The sequence below is a fragment of the Deefgea rivuli DSM 18356 genome (assembly GCF_000620145.1).
Classification (GTDB): Bacteria; Pseudomonadota; Gammaproteobacteria; order Burkholderiales; family Chitinibacteraceae; genus Deefgea; species Deefgea rivuli.
Window position 1 is genome coordinate 1 of sequence record NZ_KK211083.1, and the last position, 22,869, is coordinate 22,869.

Annotated in this window: 19 protein-coding genes; 5 read left to right on the forward strand and 14 right to left on the reverse strand. The window is 49.7% G+C overall.

The window, feature by feature from the left end; all coding sequences use genetic code 11:
* Window positions 1-518: 518 nt before the first annotated feature.
* Window positions 519-2,276, reverse strand: a complete 1,758-nt coding sequence (locus tag Q320_RS0114855; RefSeq protein WP_084282737.1) for a bifunctional metallophosphatase/5'-nucleotidase — start codon at window positions 2,274-2,276, stop codon at window positions 519-521.
* Window positions 2,277-2,534: 258 nt separating this feature from the next.
* Between Q320_RS0114855 and Q320_RS0114860 the strand changes: the two genes are divergently transcribed.
* Together Q320_RS0114860 and Q320_RS0114865 are read left to right on the forward strand one after the other, a co-directional pair.
* Window positions 2,535-2,798, forward strand: coding sequence for a hypothetical protein (locus Q320_RS0114860; protein WP_027469656.1), 264 nt, complete (start codon window positions 2,535-2,537; stop codon window positions 2,796-2,798).
* Window positions 2,799-3,047: 249 nt separating this feature from the next.
* Complete coding sequence (locus Q320_RS0114865; RefSeq protein WP_027469657.1) at window positions 3,048-4,130, forward strand: hypothetical protein; 1,083 nt, start codon at window positions 3,048-3,050, stop codon at window positions 4,128-4,130.
* A 128-nt stretch (window positions 4,131-4,258) separates the two neighbouring features.
* Here the strand turns inward: Q320_RS0114865 and Q320_RS0114870 are convergent, their stop codons facing one another.
* Window positions 4,259-6,550, reverse strand: a complete 2,292-nt coding sequence (locus Q320_RS0114870) for a YgiQ family radical SAM protein (RefSeq protein WP_051534795.1) — start codon at window positions 6,548-6,550, stop codon at window positions 4,259-4,261.
* A 364-nt stretch (window positions 6,551-6,914) separates the two neighbouring features.
* On the opposite strand from Q320_RS0114870, the gene Q320_RS0114875 reads away from it, so the two are divergent.
* A complete protein-coding gene (locus Q320_RS0114875; RefSeq protein ID WP_084282687.1) occupies window positions 6,915-7,643 on the forward strand; it encodes a carbonic anhydrase family protein in 729 nt (242 codons plus the stop codon).
* Window positions 7,644-7,916: 273 nt separating this feature from the next.
* On the opposite strand, the gene Q320_RS0114880 is transcribed toward Q320_RS0114875, so the two are convergent.
* From Q320_RS0114880 to Q320_RS20090, 12 genes are all read right to left on the reverse strand, one after another.
* A complete protein-coding gene (locus Q320_RS0114880; protein ID WP_027469660.1) occupies window positions 7,917-8,582 on the reverse strand; it encodes an O-methyltransferase in 666 nt (221 codons plus the stop codon).
* A 29-nt stretch (window positions 8,583-8,611) separates the two neighbouring features.
* Window positions 8,612-9,688: a tetratricopeptide repeat protein gene (locus tag Q320_RS0114885; protein WP_027469661.1), complete on the reverse strand. Its 1,077-nt coding sequence runs from the start codon at window positions 9,686-9,688 to the stop codon at window positions 8,612-8,614.
* Window positions 9,681-11,327, reverse strand: coding sequence for a tetratricopeptide repeat-containing diguanylate cyclase (locus tag Q320_RS0114890; protein WP_027469662.1), 1,647 nt, complete (start codon window positions 11,325-11,327; stop codon window positions 9,681-9,683). The genes Q320_RS0114885 and Q320_RS0114890 overlap by 8 nt, the downstream gene beginning before the upstream one ends.
* Before the next feature lie 66 nt (window positions 11,328-11,393).
* Window positions 11,394-13,121: a phosphoenolpyruvate--protein phosphotransferase gene (ptsP, locus tag Q320_RS0114895; protein ID WP_027469663.1), complete on the reverse strand. Its 1,728-nt coding sequence runs from the start codon at window positions 13,119-13,121 to the stop codon at window positions 11,394-11,396.
* 94 nt (window positions 13,122-13,215) lie between these two features.
* Window positions 13,216-13,488, reverse strand: a complete 273-nt coding sequence (locus Q320_RS0114900) for an HPr family phosphocarrier protein (protein WP_027469664.1) — start codon at window positions 13,486-13,488, stop codon at window positions 13,216-13,218.
* An 84-nt stretch (window positions 13,489-13,572) separates the two neighbouring features.
* On the reverse strand, window positions 13,573-13,977 hold the full coding sequence (locus Q320_RS0114905; protein WP_027469665.1) for a PTS sugar transporter subunit IIA: 405 nt from the start codon (window positions 13,975-13,977) through the stop codon (window positions 13,573-13,575).
* Between the two features lie 123 nt (window positions 13,978-14,100).
* Window positions 14,101-15,156 carry an FAD:protein FMN transferase gene (locus Q320_RS0114910; protein ID WP_245591031.1) on the reverse strand — a complete coding sequence of 352 codons (1,056 nt, stop codon included), beginning with the start codon at window positions 15,154-15,156 and terminating at the stop codon, window positions 14,101-14,103.
* The gene (gene gshB, locus Q320_RS0114915; RefSeq protein ID WP_027469667.1) at window positions 15,153-16,100 is read right to left on the reverse strand and encodes a glutathione synthase; all 948 of its coding nucleotides are present in this window, start codon (window positions 16,098-16,100) and stop codon (window positions 15,153-15,155) included. The genes Q320_RS0114910 and gshB overlap by 4 nt, the downstream gene beginning before the upstream one ends.
* A 124-nt stretch (window positions 16,101-16,224) precedes the next feature.
* Window positions 16,225-16,557, reverse strand: a complete 333-nt coding sequence (locus tag Q320_RS0114920) for a DMT family transporter (RefSeq protein WP_027469668.1) — start codon at window positions 16,555-16,557, stop codon at window positions 16,225-16,227.
* A gap of 93 nt (window positions 16,558-16,650) precedes the next feature.
* Entirely contained in the window at window positions 16,651-17,919 is a 1,269-nt protein-coding gene (gshA, locus tag Q320_RS0114925; protein WP_027469669.1) for a glutamate--cysteine ligase, read from the reverse strand.
* 320 nt (window positions 17,920-18,239) lie between these two features.
* Window positions 18,240-19,895, reverse strand: coding sequence for a methyl-accepting chemotaxis protein (locus Q320_RS20085; protein WP_051534796.1), 1,656 nt, complete (start codon window positions 19,893-19,895; stop codon window positions 18,240-18,242).
* 251 nt (window positions 19,896-20,146) lie between these two features.
* Window positions 20,147-20,767, reverse strand: coding sequence for a transglutaminase-like domain-containing protein (locus Q320_RS20090; protein WP_051534797.1), 621 nt, complete (start codon window positions 20,765-20,767; stop codon window positions 20,147-20,149).
* 302 nt (window positions 20,768-21,069) lie between these two features.
* On the opposite strand from Q320_RS20090, the gene Q320_RS0114945 reads away from it, so the two are divergent.
* Together Q320_RS0114945 and Q320_RS0114950 are read left to right on the forward strand one after the other, a co-directional pair.
* Window positions 21,070-21,981: a LysR family transcriptional regulator gene (locus Q320_RS0114945; RefSeq protein WP_027469671.1), complete on the forward strand. Its 912-nt coding sequence runs from the start codon at window positions 21,070-21,072 to the stop codon at window positions 21,979-21,981.
* Window positions 21,982-22,105: 124 nt separating this feature from the next.
* Window positions 22,106-22,852, forward strand: coding sequence for a substrate-binding periplasmic protein (locus Q320_RS0114950; RefSeq protein WP_027469672.1), 747 nt, complete (start codon window positions 22,106-22,108; stop codon window positions 22,850-22,852).
* Window positions 22,853-22,869 lie beyond the last annotated feature (17 nt).

Consider the following 22,869-nt stretch of genomic DNA (forward strand, 5'->3'; position numbering starts at 1 on the left):
AGTTGGGCACCACTTTTGCTTTGCCCTTACTGCCTGTTTCGTCGAGTAATAAATAGCAATCGAGTTTGGATTTAGCCACATCAATACCGAGGTAAAACATGATGAGAATCTCCTTTAAAATGCCCAATTCGCCCATTTGCCTTGTACATGCAGGGTCAAAGCCCTTGGCTACCGTTCAGTGTCTTGACTGGCGAAAGGAGTAAGGTGAAGGGTTCAATCTACCTTGCAAGGTCTGTGCCTTAAAGTGCCGCTCAAGCTCACTTCACCTCATGTGATACTAGCTAAGCATCACATTGAACAAGATACAAAGTGCCGCGCGGCATTAGCGCGACCATGCTGATTAGAAAATCGATGCTTTCATCTTAAGTGAAGCGATTTTTTCATCAACACCAAATCTGAACATCGCCTCAGCAATGCTTAGATGTTGTGTAGTCATTTTCAGTGCCTGCAGCAATTCATCTTCAATCAATAAAAAAAGCCGCCCAAAATCTAGGCGGCTTTTTGCTGGATCAATTGGATTACTTAATTTTCACCACGCGATTGAGCGTTGGCACAGCAAGGTTGGGATTGGCTTTGATATAGGCTTCAAATGCATCAACGTCTTGCGCGCCGCCGAGGATATTGGTGCCTTGAGTCAGCACGGTAAAGCCATCACCGCCGGATGCCAGATAATTATTCACCGTTACGCGGTAATTCAGCACGCTGGAAATCGCCACGCCATTGAGCTTGATGTTCGCTGCATCGACTTTTTGCCCCGCCGCTAGCGTTGAATCCCAGCTATAGCTAAAGCCGTTCGACACCAACAAAATCCGATTAAAGGGCTGATTATTGCTGTAGCCCATAAATTGCTGCTCTAGCATTTCTTTGATTTGCGCGCCGTTCAGCGTCATCGACACCAAGGTATTGCCAAACGGTTGCACGGTGAAAAGCTGGCCGTAACTCACTTGCGCAGCAACTGGGATTAAATCAGCGCGTACACCGCCCGGATTCATAAACGCGATTTGCGCTGCGCCCAGATTGGCAGGCGTGGTGGCGGCCAATTGCGAATCGGCAATCACATCGCCCAGCGTGCTTTCGCCACTGGCATTGGTGGCTTTCAACAAAGAACCGGCTATCGTGCCGACAATGCGATTTTCCAGTGGCGTAACCAGCGCATCGTATTTGGTGATGATTGCGGTTTGCACGACGTCTTTAGCAACATCATTGCTCACGACGATGTTTTTCGCCGATGATTTAATCACATCGCGAGTTTTCGGGTCTAATGTCAGATCAATCTCAGAAATTACACGGCCATATTGATTGGCGCTAGTGATCAATTTGCCATTGATTTGGCAGTTATACGCTTGGTGCGTATGGCCAGAAACGATGGCATCCACTGCTGGATCTAGGCGTTTCACGATGTCGACAATCGCACCCGATACGCCTTTGCATTCGTTCAAACCACCGAGTTGCGTGCCGCCTTCGTGTACCAGCACCACGATGGATTCGATGCCTTGCGCTTTGAGCTTGGGTACCAGCGCATTCACGGTATCGGCTTCGTCTTTAAATGTTAAGCCCGCCACGCCTGATGGCGTCACAATGCCCGGTGTGTTTTTGAGTGTCATACCGATAAACGCGACTTTAACGCCGCCAAATGTTTTGACTTGATACTCCGGAAATAGCGTTTTGCCGGTTTTGCTATCCACCACATTCGCGGCCAAGAATTTAAACTTCGCGCCGCCAAAAGTCGTTCCTGCTTTGCAACCATCTGCTGGATGGCAACCGCCGTTTTGCATGCGCAATAGCTCGGTACTGCCTTCATCAAATTCATGATTACCAACGGCGTTCAGCTCTAAACCCATTTCATTCATTGCTTCTATCGTTGGCTCGTCGTGAAACAGCGCCGACAACAGCGGGCTAGCGCCAATCAAATCGCCAGCGGAAACGATAATATTGTTTGGATTTTTGGCTTTCAACGTTTTTAGCCACGTTGCCAAATATTCGCTACCGCCTGCGGCGACTTTGATGGTTTTCGTCGGATCCGCTGGATCTGGAATCGTCACGGTGCCGCCGGGTTTCAGATTGCCGTGGAAATCGTTGATCGCCAGCATTTTGACTTCAATCGGCGCGGCATTGACTACAGGAGTTGCTGTCGCTGTTGGCGTCGTAGTTGGGACTGGTGTTGTTGCAGGCGTCACAGGCGTCGTTACCGTCGACGAGCCACCACCGCAAGCGGCCAAAAGCAGCGGCATGGCGCAAATCGCCAGTACAGCTTGTACAGAAGCACGAACTTTCATTGCTTTCACCTCGTAAAAAAATGAGGTGAGCATAAGCTTACATTCTTTCAATTGAGATACAGTAAGGTGAAAGTTTTGTTAAACACTTGTTTGAAATTGCCGCAAAATATTGAGATTAACTGCCATTAAGATGAGAAAAGAAGCTGGTTTGAACTAAAACGAGCGACACAGCGACTACATGTTTTGCCTTAGTCAATTGCCTTCAGGCAAGATGGCGCTTTGCGCGGCCAGCCTGCGCCCAATCAAATTTAAGACGCTATGACTCTCCAATACAACGGCATCAATCTCTATACCTTGGCGCAAGCTCAAAGCCATGAGCCTAAATTACATGCACGAATTTTGCAGGTGGCGGGCGACTGGTTGGTGCTGTTTGGCCAAAAAATGGCCTTCACCGATGACGCTGATTTGGTCGGCATCCTGCACGAAGCGAACCTACTTGCGCCGCAAACCTTTGCCAGCAAACGCGAAGCCGCTGATTTTCTGGATCAACACACTGCTGCTTTTGCTAGCGTGTCGTGCTGATTTTTAAAATAGACACGTGGATTTCATTTGAAGTCTTACATCACTACTTTGGCGACTGCTAATTAGAAATTAAACAGCGCAAGCCATTGAGCATTAGAAAATCAAGCATAAACACCAAATTTTGCTGCTGCCTTGATGTTATACAAACCCAAAGATTACAAGAAATAAACACTTACGATACAATCCTGCGCTTAAAACTAGAACTAGCTGAATTAGCTAGAAATAATAATGAAACAGGGGTGTCAAACAATGTTTAAAAAATTAGTCGTGCTGAGCACTATCGCTTTAGCAGCTTGCGGTGGTGGTGGCGGTGACGCTCCTTCGGCGGCAAGCAATCAACAATCTCTCACATTTACCGGTTTATTAACTGCGCCGATTAAGCTCACAACGTCGGACTTAGATGCCGGCGGCCGTAGCTTTGATATTCAAGCCGCTTATACTGGCACCACGGATAAACCTTTGACGATTGTGGCAGTAGACTCATCTGGCCTATTTGACTCGGCCTATATCAAAAGCAATGTGAATGGAGTCGGTACTTTTACGCTCAGAACGGCCAGTAGTAACAAAGTGGGCACCTATGATAGCGATGTAAAAATCCATGCGTGTACCAGCGTCAAATATGCGGGTACGGTGGGTGTTAGCAAAATTGCTACTTGTGAAGGTGAATACTCTGGTTCGCCAATTATTTTGAAACGCAATATTGTCATCAATGCTTTGACGCTGGATAAAACACAGCTGACATTTACGTCGAATGCGGGAGATCAAACACCTGCTCAAGTTGTTACCGTGAATGGTGCTACAGCTGCGATTACGGCATCGTATATGGCAACATCAGGCCCTAGCGCCCCCATCGATGCAGTGAAAATCAGTATCGCCGGCAATCAAGTTTCTCTGCAGCCTACGACAAAACTTGCGCCGGGCCTTTATAAAGGGATGCTTTCGATTTCTTCTAAAGGCTTTTTGAGCCAATACGTGCCAGTCGAGTTTAATGTCGGCCCCGTCATTAACCATGGCCTTACATTTAGCCCTACATCACTCACGCAATTGAGCAGCTTATCAGCGCCCCTAGGCAGCACTACTTCGGCTAAATTGATTGCGCTGAATTGGACTTTAAAGAGCCCAGCCACTCTTGTGTCGAGAATTTCAGTGAATACACTCCAACCGCAATGGTTGCAAGTTCCAGTCGCGTTTGATGGACTATCAGGTAATTTGATCTTTAATCCGCAGGGGATAGCAGCTAAAGGCAGCTATACTGCTACGGTAACAGTGACTTCAAATACACTGGGCGTTACTGATGTTCAAACTATTCCAGTGAATCTTACAATTAATTAATACTCACTTATTCCCGCTTTAACGCGGGAATTTTTGAAATCGCAATTGACCTGAACGCGTTCACGCGAATAAAAAAAGGCCGGCACACTTAAATGTGTTCCGGCCTTTATCAATTCAACTCAATTCGTTTAACGTGGTCGCGGTTTTTTGCTGAGCGTTGCAGCAGGTTTTGCGCCATTCGGCCGAGCGTTCAGTTGCGAAGCTGGTTTGCTAGCTGGCGCTCTGCTCGTCGTACTACGGGGTATTGCTCGCTGGCCAGCGGCTGATGGATTGCGTGAGCCATTACTCCGGTTAGGTATTTTACCGACTGAACCCGGCCCACCGCCACCGCGTGCATTGCCGCGTTGCGCTTGTATCGTTCGTTCTTCTGGCGTTTCCATTGGGATGAGATGTTTTGGGCTATTGCCGATCAGATCGCTACGCCCCATTTCTCTGAGCGTTTCGCGCAGCAGCGCCCAGTTTTTCGGATCGTGATAACGCAAGAACGCTTTATGCGCTTTGCGGCGTTTTTCGTCCTTGATGATGTCGACTTTTTCCGAGCTGCGATGAATGCGTTTGAGTGGATTACGCTTGGTGTGCCACATCGTCGTCGCCATCGCCATCGGTGTTGGCGTAAACGCTTGCACTTGGTCGGGGCGGAAATCGTTTTTCTTTAGCCACAACGCCAAATTCAGCATGTCTTCATCCGATGTACCCGGATGCGCGGCGATAAAGTAGGGAATCAAATACTGCTTTTTGCCCGCTTCCGCGCTGAATTTATCAAACATCGCTTTGAATTTCTCAAACGTACCGATGCCCGGCTTCATCATTTTCGACAACGGGCCTTCTTCGGTATGCTCAGGTGCGATTTTCAAATAACCGCTCACATGATGCGTAACCAATTCTTTGACGTATTCGGGCTGAGTTACCGCCAAGTCGTAACGCAAACCTGAACCAATGGTGATTTTCTTTACGCCAGGGATTTTGCGCGCTTTGCGATAGAGCTGAATCAAACTGCTGTGATCGGTGTTTAAGTTCTCGCAAATGCCAGGATAAACGCAGCTTAGGCGGCGGCAAGATTTTTCGATTTTGGGGTCTTTACAGGCGAGGCGGTACATATTCGCCGTTGGCCCGCCCAAATCGGAAATATGCCCAGTAAAACCAGCGGTTTTATCGCGGATTTCTTCGATTTCGCGCAGTACCGAGCCTTCCGAACGGCTTTGAATAATCCGCCCTTCGTGCTCGGTGATCGAGCAAAACGTACAGCCGCCAAAACAGCCGCGCATGATATTGATCGAAAAACGGATCATATCCCACGCGGGAATCACTTGCTCGCCGTAGCTTGGATGCGGATTACGCGCGAAATATTGATCGAAGGCGTAATCCATTTCAGCGGTTTCGAGCGGAATCGGCGGTGGATTCATCCACACATCGCGCTCGCCGTGCTGCTGCACCAGCGCGCGGGCGTTGCCCGGATTGGATTCCAAATGCAGTGTGCGGCTGGCGTGCGCGTAGCTGACTGGATCATAAGTAACCGTTTCAAACGATGGAATCCGAATCACCGTGCGGCCACGCACTTCCAGTCGCGCAGCAAGGCGTGCTTCACGTGAAACAATTTTTATTGTTTTAGGTGCATCGGCTTCTGGGGTATCTGCTGCTGCGTCTTTCTGCTTCTCTTCTTCAGTCGCATACGGGTTAGGATGTGCTTCGACCTTGCCCGGAATATCAACGACAGAGGAGTCCAGCTCAAACCAGCCTTCTGGTCGCCAGCCGTGTGGCACTAAAAAGGCCGTACCACGTACATCGCGGATTTCGGACATTTTTTCGCCAGCGGCCACGCGCTGCGTCACTTCAACCAAGGCGCGTTCGGCATTACCAAAGAGCAAAATATCGGCTTTGGAATAAATCAGCGCCGATTGGCGAATTTTGTCGCTCCAGTAATCATATTGCGCGATGCGGCGCAAGCTGGCTTCGATACCGCCGGCCATAATTTGCACGCCAGGGTAGGCTTCGCGGCAGCGCTGGCAATACACGTTCAGTGCGCGATCTGGGCGGCCACCCGACAGGCCGCCCGCCGTATAGGCATCGTCCGAACGCGGTTTTTTATCGGCCGTATAGCGGTTAATCATCGAATCCATATTGCCCGACGTCACGCCAAAATACAGGCGTGGCTTGCCTAAGCTTTTGAATGCATCGGCGGACAGCCAATCCGGCTGACAAATAATGCCGACGCGAAAACCTTGTGCTTCGAGCAAACGCCCCAAGAGCGCCATGCCAAAGCTTGGATGATCAATATAGGCATCGCCCGTCACTAGAATAATGTCGCACTCATCCCAGCCCAGCTCAATCATCTCCTTGCGGCTCATCGGCAAGAAAGGCGCGGGTTTGCGTGGCGAAACGCCAGCAGGCAATTGATAAATCGGGGAATGAGTGGTGTTCATACGGATCACAAACGAGGCTAATCGCGCATTGTCGCAGATTTTTGGCTTTATGCAGAGCTAAATGCTTGTTTTTTATCGGATAAACGAGAAAAATTGCCGAATAAAACCTTAGTTTTTATAGGGTTTTAAACATTAAAGCGAAGCTGAAATGTATACAGAGAAAGACTATGCTTTTACTTGTGAAGTTATGACGAAAAAAGTCAGTAATTTGTATTTATTTGGTCAGTAGCTCTGCCGCTGATCGCAAAACTAAAATTGCTATGAAAATTCAGAACTATATTACTAATCGATCGTCATATTTCACGCAAACGCACAGCAGCTCTGCTGATTGCGAATCTTCGCCACAGACAATAAGGATTCAACCATGTACACCCAAGCTCGCGCACTTCCACTCGCCCTCGCGGCCTTACTCGCAGTGTCTTCGGCTTGGGCTGCGGACGATGGCGGCGCAGTAAAAGCACAGCCCTTTGTCGTTGGCAAAACCGTAACTAAAGCAGTGCAGGCGGGTATTACGCCAGATAAAGCGATTGAAATTCTTAAGGCGGGTAATGTGCGCTTTGCGAGCAATAAATCAGTCAGTTACGACTACAAAAAACAAGTCGGCCAAACCGCGCTAGGGCAATATCCACTGGCCACCGTGGTGTCGTGTATTGATTCACGCTCTGCACCGGAGCAGGTTCTGAATCAAGGCATTGGCAATATCTTTACCGCGCGCGTGGCGGGCAATACAGTCAATACCGATATTTTGGGTAGCCTTGAATTTGCGGCCAAAGTGGCCGGATCGCGCGCAATTGTCGTGCTTGGCCACACCAATTGCGGTGCGATTAAAGGCGCATGCGATGGCGTAAAAATGGGGAATTTGACCAGCCTGCTCGAAAACTTTATGCCAGCGGTGAATGCGACCAAAACGGATGGCGAACGCAATTCGAAAAACCATGAGTTTGTTGAAGATGTCGCTGAAATGAATGTTAAGTTAACGGTAGAAAAAATCCGCGAAATGAGTCCCGTTTTGAAAGAAATGGAAGATCAAGGCAAAATCAAGATTGTTGGCGCGATGTATGACATCAGCAATGGCAAGGTGACGTGGTATTAATCGCTAAGACTTAAAAATAAAGCCACAGCGGTTAATACCCTGTGGCTTTATTTTTATCCATCTGAATGCAAAAGCCATAAAACGAAGTCCACGAAAGCAATGCCTGCAAATTCAAAGGCAAGCCCCCCTTTTACAAAGGGAGAAGCTGCAGAACTGAATTCATATTCAGCTTCTATGTAGATGCTGTACTTGGTCTGCGATCCAACTATTTTTGCCTTAATTTTTTCGACTTTTTTTTCGTGCCTTTCGTGTTCCCAAGCTTTTGACCTTCAATCAGCGCTTGAATAATAAAGTCATGCCATCACCCGCAGGCAGCATCGCGTGTTCGACGCGGGGATCGTCGCGCAGTTGGCGATTAAAATCATGCAGGATTTGTACGCTGGCGGGGTGATTGGGTTTTGGATTTGCGACTCGGCCACCTAAAAACATATTATCCAAAATAATCAGGCCACCCGGACGCACCAATTGCAGTGCAAAATCATAGTACGTCGGGTAATAGGGCTTGTCTGCATCGATCATCATGCAATCGAACGTGCCGGAATATCCTTCGGCAACCAAGGTTTCTAGCGAAAAAACTGCCGCTTGCAGTTTCAAGGTGATTTGCTGCTCAACACCGGCTTTTTTCCACCATTCTTGCGCGATTTTGGTGAATTCTTCGACCAAATCACAAGCAATCACGCGACCCGTTGGCCCCATTGCTAGCGCTGCAGCGATTGAGCTATAGCCAGTAAATGTGCCAACTTCGAGATAATTTTGTGCTTTGATTAAGCGCAAAAGGAAAATCAGCAATGCGCCTTGCTCGGGCGACAATTGCATTTTGGCTTGCTTATGTTGTGCGGTGTATTCGCGCAATTGAGCCAAAATCGCCGGTTCACGCAAAGCCGTATCCAGATAATACGAGCGCATTTCATCATTCAAAGACAGTGTTTCGCGGGACATGGGATTTCAACGGAGCAGCAAAAGATGGATTATACCGCTAGGCGCGCATGAATTTTTGCTAAATCAAATGCGCCTTCAATGTCATGCAAGCGCTGCGCCGCATGGCGACTGAGGCGCAAGCCGGTATTTTGCTCAGGCAAGTTTTGGCAAATGAGTTCATGCAGACGTTTATGAAACTGTAGCGCCAGCGCATTATCGCCTTGCTCAATGTATAAAAATGCGAGAATTTCATGCGCTTCGATACCCAGCGCAAGCAGTTGATGTTGCTCGCTGATTTCACAGGCTGTGCTCAGGCATTCTGCCGCGTGTTCTGGCTCGTTGAGCTTGATAAATGTTCGTCCCAGCGCCAGCAGTACGTGGCCTTCGCCCCAGGAGTTATGATTCTTGCGGTAAATATTGTAAGCACGGCTTAGGAATTCTTGCGCGTCGGCAAACTGGCTTTGCTCAAAACAAATCATGCCGCGATAAAAAGTAATTTCGCCCATCCAGACGGGGCGATCATAACCCGTTTCTAGTGCCTGTTGCGCGCGATTGAGCGCCACTTCAACGGCTGAAAAGTCATGCAGACGAAATGCATCAGCGGCAATATTGATATTGATTTCGGCATCTAGCGCCGCTTGCTGCAAAGGCTTGGCAGCTAGCAGCGCCAGCTGGTGGTAATGCATGGCACGGGTATATTCACCAACAGCATAGTAGAACTTGCCTATGCCGACATACGCCAAGGTTGTGTCATGAATATTTTGCTCTTGGCCTGCTAATTCCAGCGATTTTAGCCATGCATCCAGTGCCTTAAAATAGGCCATCGCGTCATATTGCATTTGCCCGAGCTGGCGGTAAGCGGTGGCTAAATGGGTACTTAACTGTTCGCGTTTCAGATAACGAATGACTTCATTTTGCTGGCGAATACTAGGCGTTTTATCTGGCAACCGTTTGAGTACACGCGCTTCAGTTTGCATCGCTAGTGCGATCTGGCGTGGCTGTTGGCCGGACTGTGCCTCGCTGAGCATGTGCTTGGCCGCCGCGAGTGCCGCCTCCCAGTCGATATCGGCTAGACGTGTAATCTCGTTGCCGATTTCGATCCACTCAGCTTCGCTGCGCTCAATCATGGGCGCCTCCTGCAAAACGCACACAATTTCGCCCTGCGTTTTTGGCTTTATACAGCGCATGATCTGCGCGCGACAGCAGCGTTTCGGCACTTTCGCTAATTTGCCACTCAGCGCCACCCAGGCTGAGCGATATTTTCAAATCGGGGTGTACTTCTGCCCAAGGTAGTTGGCTGATTTTTTCTCGCATCCGTTCCGCGATTTTATGCGCGATATTACCGTCTACGTGGGTGAGGATAAGTACGAATTCTTCACCACCGTAGCGCGCTAGCATATCGCGTTCTCGGGTCAGTTTAGCCAGTGCCTCGCAGCTCATCTTCAAGACAACATCGCCGATATGATGCGAAAAATGGTCATTTACACTTTTAAAGTGGTCAAAATCAATCATGAGCGCCCAAAGGCTTTCTTGATTTTCCTGTGCGGTACGCATTAATTCAGGCAGGCGTTCATCCAAGGCACGGCGATTATAAAGTCCGGTTAATGCATCGTGATAAGCGGCACTTTCAAGTGCTTGCAAGCGCCCGGATTCCTGATGGCGCTGCTGTTTTAGTTGCGTCACTTCCAATTCAGACGCGAGCAATTTGAGTTTCATGTCCACGACATTTAAACGCCGAGTATTGAGCGCGCTGAGCGTGTTTGCCGAGGATTGTTGTTGCAACTTCATAAAATGGTCGTGATAACCAATGTGATGCATCATCGCGCGTACAAAATCGCCACGGGCTTCAAAAATTTGATACAGCTGATAATGAATTTGCTGCAGTAGACTGTAGCCATTAAATTGACTGGCCAGATTGAGGGCTTGCAGCAAATCAGCCGCCGCAGCTTCGTGCTGTTGCAAGCTTTGTTTTAAACCGCCCAAAGCCAATAGATTGACGGTTTGCCCCCATAAGAATCCGGCATCCGTATTAATTTGATACGCCGCATTAAAGCAATCTAAGGCCGCATCAGTATCTTGCTGTGCGACATGGATCGTGCCGAGATAGTTGTAAATTTCGGCGTGCCAGTCACGGCGTAGAGGCAATATTAGTAGCGATTGGGCCTGCTGCAGTACGCGCTGCGCTAAAGGATATTGCGCTAGGGTGACAAGCACTGCAGCAAGGTGTAATCGGGCTTGGCAGCGCAGATCCTGATCCCCGCATAGATCAGCCCATTCAACGGCCTGCGCCAAATAATGCAGCGCTTTTTTTGGCTCGGCATGTAGTACGTAAAGATTGCCTAGTCCGAGAAAGGCCTCTACATAACAGCCCAGCGCATTGACGCGGAGGGCGGCTTGCAAAGCGTCCAACCACAATAAAAATGAGGCATGCTGCTGGCCTTGCATTTGCGAAGCGGTGGCCAGACTGATGAGGATTTCAGCTTCGAGTTCAGCCAGAGTTAGGGTTTTGGCTTGCCGCCGCGCTTGCCGCAGTGCTGGCAATGCCATTTCTGCACTGCCCACAATTAACTGCGCTTTACCCGTGAGAAAATCGGCCTCGGCTTGGCCTGCGAGATAATGAATTGCCGCTGCTGCGCTGCGTGCTGTACTCGCTAGCTGCAAAGTTTGCTGGCAATCCACGCGATAGCTCTGCCGCGCGTCTAGGAGCAAGGCGTCTATTTGTGCAGTTGAAAGCGCAGCTTCGCCGCTAGCTTGGTTTTTTTTCACGATACGGCCTAGTCTGGGTATTGCTATGCGAGCATTAAATAACCATGCCTACAGGCCAATACCCTGCTATCTGTTTAATTCCTGTAATAAGTCTCGCAAGCGTTCACTGTCTTCTGCTTCAAGCATTTGCGCCACAATCGGCCGAATGTGATCCATCTCGGCGGACAAAATAAGTTGTTTTACTTTCAATAACTGAATCGGCAACATTGAAAAACGTCGTAGACCCAAGCCTAATAATAAGCGGCTTAAACTCGGATCGCCGGCCATTTCACCGCACATCGACACGGGTTTGCCGATTCGATTGGCGGTGCTAATCACGTGGTGCAAGAGCTGCAGCACGCCCGGATTGAGCGGGTCGTATAAATGGCTGACCGCATCGTCATTGCGATCAACAGCCAAAGAGTATTGAATCAAATCGTTGGTGCCGATAGAAACAAAATCTAAATGATTCAGGAAAGTACCGACAGCCATCGCGGCAGCAGGCACTTCAATCATGCCGCCCAGCTCGATATGTTCGTCGAACGTGATGCCATTGGCGCGCAAATCCGCCATAACATCGTCTAAATGTGCGCGAGTTTGTTTAACTTCATTAATGGTCGACAGCATCGGCAGCAATAATTTGATCGTACCAAATGCCGAGGCGCGCAGCACTGCGCGCAATTGCGTGCGGAACATTTGTGGTTCGGCCATGCACAGGCGTATGCCGGTCAAACCCAATGCGGGATTGGGCGCTTCACTTTCTGATTGCCACGACGGAATTTTATCTTTGCCCAAATCCACGGTACGGATAATCACCGGCATACCGCGCATAGATTCCGCAACGGCTTTGTAGGCTTCAAATTGTTCGTCTTCGGTGGGCAGATCGTCTTCTTTCAAAAACAGAAATTCCGAGCGGAATAAACCGATCCCAGCAGCTGTATTTTCTAAAGCCAAGCCGCAGTCTTCGGGTAGTTCAATATTGGCGAATAGCTCAACGGCCGTGCCATCGCGCGTAATCGCCAAGCTGGTGCGAATGTCTTGCAGCGCATTTTGCTTGATGAGCCATTCGCCTTGGCGAACGCGATATTCGGCCAGAATGACGTCATCGGGATCGATAATGACCACGCCATGAATGCCGTCGACGATGATGAGTTCTTGTTCGCGTATCATTTCGCGTGCATGGCGCAGCGCCAGCACGGAAGGCAAATCGAGACTACGCGCTAAAATCGCCGTATGCGATGTCACACCGCCAACGTCAGTAATAAAAGCGCGGTAATTGGTATCTTTAAATAGCACCATATCGGTCGGCGATAAATCATGCGCGACCAAAATACAGTCATCACCACCGCAATGCGGCGCGTGGAAAATTGGCTCGTGACCGGCCAGCGTTTTGAAAATTCGCTCGGTCACTTGAATCACGTCGGTGCGGCGCTCGCGCAGGTATTCTTCTTCAATTTCATCAAACTGCGCCAGCAAGACATCAAGCTGCTGTTGCAAAGCCCATTCGGCATTGCAATGTTGAGTTTGAATCAAATGGATGGGATCTTTGGATAGCGTGTGGTCGTTGAGCAGCATAATGTGCAAGCTTAAAAACGCGCCCAATTCCGTTGGGGCGTTTTCGGGAATGCTGCCCCACAGCATTTCCAGCTCTTTGCGCGTATTACGAATCGCATCTTCAAAGCGTGTGACTTCGGAGGCAATGGCCTCGGGGGGAATCTGGTAATGCACAATCTCGATATCAGCTTGTGACACCAAATGGGCGTGACCGATGGCGATGCCGCCGCCGATGCCCAATCCATGCAAAGTAATACTCATCCACTTCCCTCCGCTTTGCGTCACCGCCATTGCCTTAGGCTCTTTGGCCCAGGTCAACACTTCACTTCATGGATAGCGAGGCGCTATATATGCTTTATTCGCCTTCGCCAAATTTATCCGCAATCAACGCCACCAGCGCCGCCATTGCAGCCTCTTCATCGGGCGCATTGCTCGTTTCAATCGTAATCTTGCTGCCTTTACCAGCCGCCAACATCATGACGCCCATAATTGATTTGGCGTTCACACGGCGTTGATTGCGAGTAATCCAAACTTCGCACTGAAACTGGCTGGCCAACTGCGTGAGCTTGCTCGACGCACGAGCGTGCAGGCCTAATTTATTAATAATTTCGACTTCTTGTTGCTGCATCTTTAAACGCCTTTTTCATCTTGCTGCAGGGTGGGGCAGCCTATACAACACACTTTCTAAGCCAACTGCTGGCTAAGTGCGATTTCAAGCATCTGGTTGTATTGTTGGTAGCATATACAACACGCCTTCTAAGCCACCAGTAATGGCTTTGCTAACGGCGACATCCAGTGATTGGTGTCCATAAGTCAGGGCGCGGACTAGCATTGGTAAATTAACCCCAGCTACGGCCTCAACCCGACCTGGCACAATCAAACGATTGGCAATATTCGATGGCGTTCCACCATAAATATCGGTTAAGAGTAAAACCCCAGAGCCATCGTCCAGCTCGCGAATTAAGGCTTGTGCGCGTTGAATTAGCTCGTCTGGATCGTCCGATTTACTGACCGCTAGCTGCGCGAGTTGCGGTAAGGCGTGGCCCATGATGTGCTGAGCACAGGCAATAAGCGCTTCACCCATTGTGTAATGCGTGACAATTATGATTCCTACCATGTGTGATGGAGTCCTTTTACAGCTCTGGCCTTGCGGGCTTTGAAATCGATCTAGCTCTGTATAATATAACTGTTTTTAAACTTACGACATGTTCATAGTACCTAGACACATCGTTGCAACAAATCATCGTAAACGGTACAAGTGCGGCGGCGGTTTAAGCCACTTTAGGCGTGCTTGCAATTGCTCGGTGATATATACGTCACCATTGGCGCTGACCAGTAGCACATCACGAACACCAAAGCGCCCAGCATACTGCAGTGCTGTTGCAGAACCGTTAATAAACATCGGCTTAGTTGCCGCATCCGAAATCGCCCCCGCATCGCGGCTTGGTGGACTCAGCACCGTGACGGCCTGCATGCCTTGCGCGGGCAGGCCAGTTCGTGGGTCGATAATGTGCGAATAACGCCGACCTTTAATTTCAAAAAAGCGCTGATAATCGCCCGAGGTACCTATTGCTTCGCCATCCTTGAGCGTCAAAGTCGCCATTGCCTCTGGGTTGCGCGGGTGTTGCAAACCCACTGTCCACGGCTCGCTGCCTTTTTTACCCAGCGCCAACACATTACCGCCGATATTAATCAGCGCATTCATCACGCGCTGTTTGCGCAAATGATTTGCCGCATGATCGAGCGCCCAGCCTTTGGCAAAACCACCCAAATCGATTGCCACTTGTGGATTTGTGCTGCTGACGCTCGCGCCATCCCAAACTAGATTTTCCAAGCTTGGCTGCGCCGCCAATGCAATCTGCAACTTCGCAGGATCTGGCGTAACGGGTGCAAAGGTATCTTGATGAAAACCCCAAAGCTGTACCAAATTACCGACGGCGGGATTAAACAATTGATCCGAGCGCCGCGCATAATCGGCGGCTTCTTTGAGCATTTGTGCCAACTCAACATCCACGACTGTTGTTTCGCCTTTGGCAAATGCGGCGTTTAGACGCGTCACTTCCGACGGTTGCCACGCATGCAATTTGGCGTGCAGGCGATCGAGTTCTTTGAGCACCGCGCCAGCATGCTTGGCGGCAACGTCGTCTTTGAGCCCATAAATACTAATCTGCACTCGCGTGCCAAATACATAACTTTCTTGCGTATAAATCTGCGGTCTATCACAGCCTGCCAAAAGCACTAAAGCCGCTAGGATGACGTAGCGGCTTTTTAGGTGACGTAATAGCGTCGCAATCAAATGACTTTCCTCTCTAGCGCATCAATAAACAGCGCCGCAACATTAATGCCCGATTGCGCGGTGATTTCTTGGAAGCACGTTGGGCTAGTCACGTTCACCTCAGTTAGATTGTCACCAATCACGTCCAAACCGACCAAGAGCAAACCTTGCGCTGCTAAACGCGGCCCAAGGCTTTCGGCGATTTCACGATCTCGCGCAGTGAGCGGCCTTGCCACACCTGTACCGCCAGCCGCCAAATTACCCCGCGTTTCGCCTTGCGCTGGAATCCGCGCCAAGCACCAATCCACTGGCACACCGTCGATCAACAAAATGCGTTTATCTCCGTCTTTGATCGCTGGCAGATATTGCTGCGCCATAATGGTTTGTGTGCCATTGGCAGTTAAAGTCTCGAGTATTGACCCCAAGTTGGCGTCGTCTGGGCGCAAGCGGAAGATACCTGCCCCACCCATGCCATCGAGTGGTTTCACAATCACATCACCTTGCTCAATGACAAAGGCGCGAATATCGGCCGGATTTTGGCTAACCATCGTCGTGGTTGTGAATTCGGGGAATTTGAAAATCGCCAGTTTTTCATTAAAATCGCGCAGTGCTTGGCCGCTATTAAATACATTCGCGCCTTGCTCTTCAGCCAAAGTAAACAGCTGCGTCGCATAATAATATTGCTGATCAAACGGCGGATCTTTGCGCATTACGACGCCAGAAAAATCACGCAGCGCGATGGTTTCGGTATCCGCTTCGCTAAACCAGTTTTTACCCGCATCCACGTCATGAATCGTCAAACGCCGCGCGGCGGCTTGCACCAGCGTATTTTTCAGGCTCAGCTCATCAATCAAGCAAGTCCAAACTTCATGCCCACGCTGCTGCGCCTCGCGCATCATCACGTAAGTGGTGTCTTTATAAATTTTGAAACTGGCGAGCGGATCAACGACAAACAAAAAGCGCATTTTGAATAATCCGTAAGGAATAAAGAGTGGGGTCAAAGCTTAAAAAGAAAAAATAGTGGGTATGTAAATACAAGCATTATTTATCAATAGCTATAGCCATATACTAGCAACGCTAAACTCCGTATCAATGTGCCAGCTTCATCACGATCACGCCGCCAACAATCATCATTGCGCCAACTGAGCGCATCACTGTTAGCGGATCGTTAAACCATAGAATGCCGACCAAAAATGTACCTGCTGCGCCGATGCCCGTCCATACCGCATAAGCCGTACCAATCGGAATGTGCTTTTGCGCCATCCACAGCATAAAGCCACTGACCGCAATCGACACAATCGAGGCGGCAATCGCCAGTTTGGGATAGTTCGTCGTTTGTGACAGCTTAAAACCCAGCGGCCAGCCGATTTCGCACAGACCTGCCGCCAGCAAATATAGCCATGCTTGTGTTAAAACTGACATTTAATCGACTCCCATCGTTGGTCGAGAGCTGCGCCTTATCCGACGCGACGAGATAACGTCGGATAACGCCTACGGCTCATCCGACCTACAGATTTATTCTTGTTCTAATTCCAGCGAAGCCGCTAACAGCGCTAAGCGCGCAACTACGCCATAAGCATAAAAACGATTGGCTTCGCAATCGGGCGAGCCGTCGCAATCGGGCGTCGAGAGTGGCGTTGCAAATGCGAGCGGCTTGAAGTGCATACCCGGCGCGTTCAGATTTTCATCAATGCCACGACCTGTATGCACACGGTAAAAGCCGCCAATCACAAAGCGATCCAGCATATACACCACCGGCTCAGCCACGCCATCGTCAACGATTTCCATCGTCGGCACGCCTTCTTGCACGATCACATCGTGCACGGTGACACCTTCTTTAATGACCGACATTTTATTGCGCTGCTTGCGATTTAAGCCGAGCAATTCTTCACCCGATTTCACGCTCATAATCCCCATGCCGTAGGTGCCGGCATTGGCTTTCACAATCACAAACGGCGTTTGCGCGATACCGTGTTCAGCATATTTGAGCTGAATTTTTGCGATCATGGTATCCACCGTCGCAGCGAGTTTTTCTTCGCCTTCACGCGACTGGAAATCAAGACCATCAACATGATCAAAGTAAGGATTGACCACCCAAGGATCAATGCCGATCAATTCAGCAAATTCATTCACAACACGATCATACGCAGTGAAATGCTGCGTTTTAGTACGCGTTGACCAACCTGCGTGCAGCGGTGGTAGTAACGTTTGTTCGATATTTTCTAGCAGCGGTGGAATGCCCGCCGACAGATCATTATTGAGCAACACGACACAAGGATCGAAATCGGCCAAGCCAACGCGATTGCCTTTGCGAATCACCGGCTCTTGCACCATCGTTGTGCCATCAGGCAATTCCAGCGTTGTTGCGGCGGTGATTTCCGGATTCATACTACCAATGCGGACCAAAACGCCCGCCTGGCGCAAAATCTTGGCCAGCGCGGCGACGTTTTGCAGATAAAACTGATTGCGCGTGTGATTTTCTGGAATCAATAAGACGCGGCGTGCATCCGGACAGTAGCCTTCCAGCGCCATCATCGCCGCTTGCACTGCCAGCGGATGAAAATCGGGGTTTAAGTTATTAAAGCCGCCCGGAAACAGATTCATATCCACCGGCGCGAGCTTGTATGCGGCATTGCGCAAATCAACCGAGCCATAAAACGGCGGCGTGTGCTCTTGCCATTGATTGCGGAACCAATGCTCGATTTCCGGCTGCGCCGCGAGAATCTTCCGTTCAAGGTCTAAGAGTGGGCCGGTTAAGGCAGTGGTCAAATGCGGCACGCTCATGGCGACTCCGGCGAAATAAGAAAGGGATCTGCAAGATATGGCGGCTAAGTAGCAAAATTCAAGTTGCCGTATTATCAGTAAAAGCTAATCAAAGGGTATATCCATGCGGGCTTTATTCATAAAGACCCATACTGATATACCACAATAAATTTACTTTTCAGGCCGTTTGAAGTGCGCTATATTCACGAGTAAAATGCCGGTTCATGTATGAAAGCTTGAATCTGGGCGAAAAAATAGGGCCACTCATCAAGACGTGACCCTAAATTAGTTTATTTACAGTATCTAAAAGTGATGACTGCGCTCTTTAAGCCTGATCAAACTCATAGCTTAAATCGCGTTACTGCTGAGCGTAAATCGCCAGCCAGTAGCTCCAGCGCACGCACATTTTCATTCGCGGCGCGCACCGATTCGGCGGACTCTTCCACCATATGCGTAATCCGTTCCACATTCACGGCAAGGCTGCTACTGGCAATACTTTGTTCCGATGTTGAATTGGCAACATCTCGGATTTTGATTAAGGTTTCCGAAGCGCCACTGCTAATTTCGCGCAGCATGGCCGCGCCACGATCGGCCATTTCTACGCTGCGCGACACTTGCGGTTTGGCCTCGTCCATACTCGCCACCACCGACAAAGTATCGGTTTGCACCGCATGCACCATTGTCGTAATTTGCGCCGTCGCCTGCGTCGTGCGCTCGGCTAATTTGCGAACCTCATCGGCCACTACGGCAAATCCTCGGCCTTGCTCACCGGCACGTGCCGCCTCAATTGCCGCGTTCAGTGCTAATAAATTAGTTTGATCGGCGATTTCCTTAATCACACCGGCAATGCTATCAATCTCGCGAGAGCGCTCAACCAGCCCGCTAATCAGTACGGAAGCAGTAGAAATCTGCTCGGAAACTCGTTGAATTTCTCCCGCTGCTTTGCTGACCAAGCCTTCACCTTCATTGGCCAACTCGGCCGAGCGCGAGGAGTTTTCCTCGGTATCACGCGCGCTTTGCGAAATGTGATCGATGCTGACCGACATTTCCTCAATCGCCGCCGCGCTCGATTGCGTGGCATCAGAGGATTGCCTCGATGCATGGTTGATCGATTCCATTTGCTGCGTCAGGCTGCTCGCCGCATGTTTGAGTTCTTCCGCGCCGCGCTGAATCCCCTGAATCATTTCGCGTAAACTGGTTTGCATACTGGACACCGCACCCAGCAAGCTTTCTGGCTTAAATGCACCTTCTACTTTACGGGCAAGATCGCCTTGCGAAATCGCTACCGCGATCTCTGCCGCATAATCGGGCTCGCCACCCAGCTGCCCCAGCAGCTTGCGCACCGTAGACATCAAAATCAGCACGACAATCGCCGAAATCACGAGGCAAATCATCACCTGCCAGCGGGCGTTTTGCCAAAATCGCGTTTCAGCCTCCGCAAAACTCACGCCATTGCCCACAATCCAATGCCAACGTGGCGTTTGAATCGCCACCGACAGCAGCTCAACCACCACATCATCGCGCTTGGAACTCCACCAATATTCAGTCAGCGCGCCACCCGATTTTTGCAGCGCTCCCACTGCAATTGCACCGACGCTTTTACCTTCTGCATCTTTAAATTCATTAAAACTAGTGCCATGTAATTGCGGATCTAAAGGCGTAGACACAAAGTTCAGCTTGTCATCCACGACATAAACATACTCGGACTTATGGTATTTGTTTTCCCGCAATAATTGCATTGCGATCGCTTTGGCCTGCTCTTCCGGCATTTTGCCGCTTGCCGCCATTTTTTCTAGTTCAGTGATCGTGAGGTAGGTGGCGCGCAAAAGCTGTTGGATACGGGCTTTATTGTCTTCGTTGGCCGCTGTTTTCATCGTCGTCAGGCCCACAATCATCACGCTGATCAGTGAAACCATCACAAAAATAGAAAACAGCCAAGCTTTGGTCTTGATCGTCATCGCTACACCTTGCAGATAAAAATTGGATGGATTCAGCATAAGCAGCAGATCTCGTCAGCGCCAGTCTTTGTCAGCGTAGTTTTAGCCCTTGTTTGATTTTTTTCAGACGATGCAATTCTCACGGCTCAAGTCATGCAAAGCGCTTTGTGTACTGATTATTTGGGTATATGAATGAAAGCTTTTATTAATAAAGGCTACAGAGCAATACCAGTAGGTATAGGTTGGTAAGCTGGTAGTGAGCGCAGTAAACCGAATATCACTATTGCAAACGGCTAAATGCGCTTCTGTTTTTAAATTTCAGCAGCAGCGGGGACGAAAGGTAAGGGGCTCAATGTCGGTGGCAATAAATCGATAGGCAGCCAACGAAATTGCGAGGCTTGCTTTAAGCCTGCTAAAGCTGCGACCAGCTCTGGCCATGGCGCGGCGTAAATATCGGGGTATAGGCATTCGCCAGGCATCGTATGGGCAAATGCCAAATTGTCCTGCCCCACAGTAAATTGCGCATCAATGCCGGGTTTATTGCCGCGTGGATCGCAGCGCGTCCACGCGCCATTCAGCCAAACAGCAACAAGGCCATGTAGGCAAAACGGCGGATTCGTGCCAGCGAAAGTCAGCCTTTGATAACACAAGCCCGCCGCAATGCCGTTGGCGCGTAAGAGCGCGACTAAAAGATGGCTTTTGCCATAGCAAAAACTGGTTCCCAGTGCGAGCACATCCGATGCAATGCAGCTTACTTCGTCACGCCCAGCATCCAGACAATGGGCGATTTCATCGCGTACCCAGTTAAAGCATTCCAGCGCAGTTTGGCTGGGCGTGGCAGCGCGTAAACGCTGTGCCAATTGCTGAATATGCGGATGCGAAGCATCAATCACGTCGCAAGCACCTAGATATGGGGCAATATGATTTGGCATCACAAGATCCCTATTAGCTTTATTTTCAGAACAAAGCTCAGCGTCGCCACTGATCGCGGATCTGTTCTAGCGTTTCGCCTTCATCGCGACACATCGCGCGGCGGCGGGTTTCAAAACTTCGCCACCAATCGGCCTGATTTCGTGAGAATGGGTCGTAATTAGATTGATTTTCGGCTAAAAGCTCCCACAATCGACACAGCCAGCACCACATAACGCACCTCGATAAATTTACCCCATGGCGCTATCCTATGTGCATAATTGACGCTTGATTAGCCATCAAAAGCAAAACGGACTGTTCTCGTATGAAAACAAAACTGCTTCCCGAAGCCTTATTGGCTTTTGAATCTCTGGCGCGTTTAGGTAGCTTTACTGCTGCCGCGCTGGAACTCGCTTGCGCCAAAAGTCATGTCAGCCAATTAATCAGCCAGCTTGAAAGTGAGCTAGCCAGTGTTTTATTGCTGCGCAGTACGCGGCGGATTTCGCTGACTGAGTCGGGGCAAAAATTGCTGCCGCATGCGGTGGCATTGCGCGAATTATTGGGGCAAGTTCGGCTGGATATTGAAGACACGCAGCAGCATATCGAGGGCGAATTACTAATCAGCACCACGCCATCAATGGCGCAGTATGTGGTTGGCCCCTTGATGGCGCAGTTTACGAAAGTTCAGCCTAAATTGCGGATCCGCGTCGATGCCATCAGCCGTTTTCAAGATCCAGTGGTCGAAAACGTTGATTTTTGCATTCGTGTTGGCAAGGTCGGTGATGAGCGTTTGGTCGGGAAACTGCTCGGTCATTCGCTCGATAAACTCTATGCATCACCTGCGTATCTGAATCAAGCACCGCCGCTGCGCGAACCCGCCGATTTGGCGCTACACGATATTTTGCTCAGCGATGATTACCAAGCAACGCGGCAATGGCAAATGCGCACCAGCAGCGAGCGCGTTACCGTCGATTTGCAGCCCGTACTGTGCAGCAATAATAATCCGACGCTGGCAATGAGCGCTGTGGCGGGCTACGGTATTGCCTTATTGCCCGAGTTTGTCGGCGATAGCTATTGCCAATTGGGTTTGTTGCAAGCCGTGCTGCCTGAATGGTATGAAAAGCCGACGCCGGTGTATTTAGTCTTCCCGCACCGCGCCGCGATGCCGCGCAAATATCGTGCGTTTATTGATTTTATTCAACCTGCGCTGCAAGCGCGTTTGTCGCAAGACTTATAGCCCGCTATCACACAACGTAAAGCTATGCGTATCGCACCGTTTAAGCACTAAAACTTACGTTTTTTACTGCATCGAGATCACAGCACGACCTATCGTTAAGCCAACTTCCTCGCGGGTGAAGATTATGTTTAAGGCTTTTCGTTGGATCTGGCTGCTTTTGCTCGGTAGCGCTTTTTGGCTGCCCAGCCATGCCGCCGAAGTGCTGATATTTTCAGACGATGAATATCCACCAATTATGTATAAAGATGCACAAGGTCAAGCGCGCGGCATCATGGTGGATGCGATTCGAAATTTTGAGAAACTGAGCGGCAAGAAAGTAAAGCTAGAGCTGCTCTCATGGCGGCGCGCCTATGAATACGGCGTAAAAGGCAAGGGCGGCTTAATTGGCTTGTCTAAAACTAAAGAGCGACAGGCGATTTTTGATTATTCTGACGTCATTTTTGAAGACAATATTTATCTAATAGCGCGCCGTGATAAAGAGTTTGAATTTAAAACATTAGCCGATTTGAAAGGTAAACTCATTGGCATGCACCTTGGCGCTAGCTATGGCGAAAGCGTCGACAGCGCCATTAAACAAGGTGTTTTTCAATCGGATCTCAGCACTACGGATGTGTTTCGCCTTAAAAAATTACTCCGTGGCCGACTCGATGCCGCCGTGGTGAGCCACGGTTTAGTCGGCCTCACCGCCATTCTTCATGAAGATCCTGAACTGATGGCGCATAAAAATGAGTTTGTCATCCTGCCAGTCCCCTTAGTGCGCGACCCATTACATTTAGGCTTTGCAAAAAGCTTAGGTATGACCGAGTTCTTGAACGAATTTAATCAGAGCTTAAAAGCCAATAAAACGCCATTAAGCGTTAAAATAGATTGATGGGTATTAGGATCTAT

What these genes read in the sequence shown, in the direction of transcription:
- Q320_RS0114855 (WP_084282737.1), bottom strand. Translation starts at nt 2,276, where the DNA reads ATGAAAGTTCGTGCTTCTGTACAAGCTGTACTGGCGATTTGCGCCATG.
- Q320_RS0114860 (WP_027469656.1), top strand. Translation starts at nt 2,535, where the DNA reads ATGACTCTCCAATACAACGGCATCAATCTCTATACCTTGGCGCAAGCT.
- Q320_RS0114865 (WP_027469657.1), top strand. Translation starts at nt 3,048, where the DNA reads ATGTTTAAAAAATTAGTCGTGCTGAGCACTATCGCTTTAGCAGCTTGC.
- Q320_RS0114870 (WP_051534795.1), bottom strand. Translation starts at nt 6,550, where the DNA reads ATGAACACCACTCATTCCCCGATTTATCAATTGCCTGCTGGCGTTTCG.
- Q320_RS0114875 (WP_084282687.1), top strand. Translation starts at nt 6,915, where the DNA reads ATGTACACCCAAGCTCGCGCACTTCCACTCGCCCTCGCGGCCTTACTC.
- Q320_RS0114880 (WP_027469660.1), bottom strand. Translation starts at nt 8,582, where the DNA reads ATGTCCCGCGAAACACTGTCTTTGAATGATGAAATGCGCTCGTATTAT.
- Q320_RS0114885 (WP_027469661.1), bottom strand. Translation starts at nt 9,688, where the DNA reads ATGATTGAGCGCAGCGAAGCTGAGTGGATCGAAATCGGCAACGAGATT.
- ptsP (WP_027469663.1), bottom strand. Translation starts at nt 13,121, where the DNA reads ATGAGTATTACTTTGCATGGATTGGGCATCGGCGGCGGCATCGCCATC.
- Q320_RS0114900 (WP_027469664.1), bottom strand. Translation starts at nt 13,488, where the DNA reads ATGCAGCAACAAGAAGTCGAAATTATTAATAAATTAGGCCTGCACGCT.
- Q320_RS0114905 (WP_027469665.1), bottom strand. Translation starts at nt 13,977, where the DNA reads ATGGTAGGAATCATAATTGTCACGCATTACACAATGGGTGAAGCGCTT.
- gshB (WP_027469667.1), bottom strand. Translation starts at nt 16,100, where the DNA reads ATGCGCTTTTTGTTTGTCGTTGATCCGCTCGCCAGTTTCAAAATTTAT.
- Q320_RS0114920 (WP_027469668.1), bottom strand. Translation starts at nt 16,557, where the DNA reads ATGTCAGTTTTAACACAAGCATGGCTATATTTGCTGGCGGCAGGTCTG.
- gshA (WP_027469669.1), bottom strand. Translation starts at nt 17,919, where the DNA reads ATGAGCGTGCCGCATTTGACCACTGCCTTAACCGGCCCACTCTTAGAC.
- Q320_RS20085 (WP_051534796.1), bottom strand. Translation starts at nt 19,895, where the DNA reads ATGCTGAATCCATCCAATTTTTATCTGCAAGGTGTAGCGATGACGATC.
- Q320_RS20090 (WP_051534797.1), bottom strand. Translation starts at nt 20,767, where the DNA reads ATGCCAAATCATATTGCCCCATATCTAGGTGCTTGCGACGTGATTGAT.
- Q320_RS0114945 (WP_027469671.1), top strand. Translation starts at nt 21,070, where the DNA reads ATGAAAACAAAACTGCTTCCCGAAGCCTTATTGGCTTTTGAATCTCTG.
- Q320_RS0114950 (WP_027469672.1), top strand. Translation starts at nt 22,106, where the DNA reads ATGTTTAAGGCTTTTCGTTGGATCTGGCTGCTTTTGCTCGGTAGCGCT.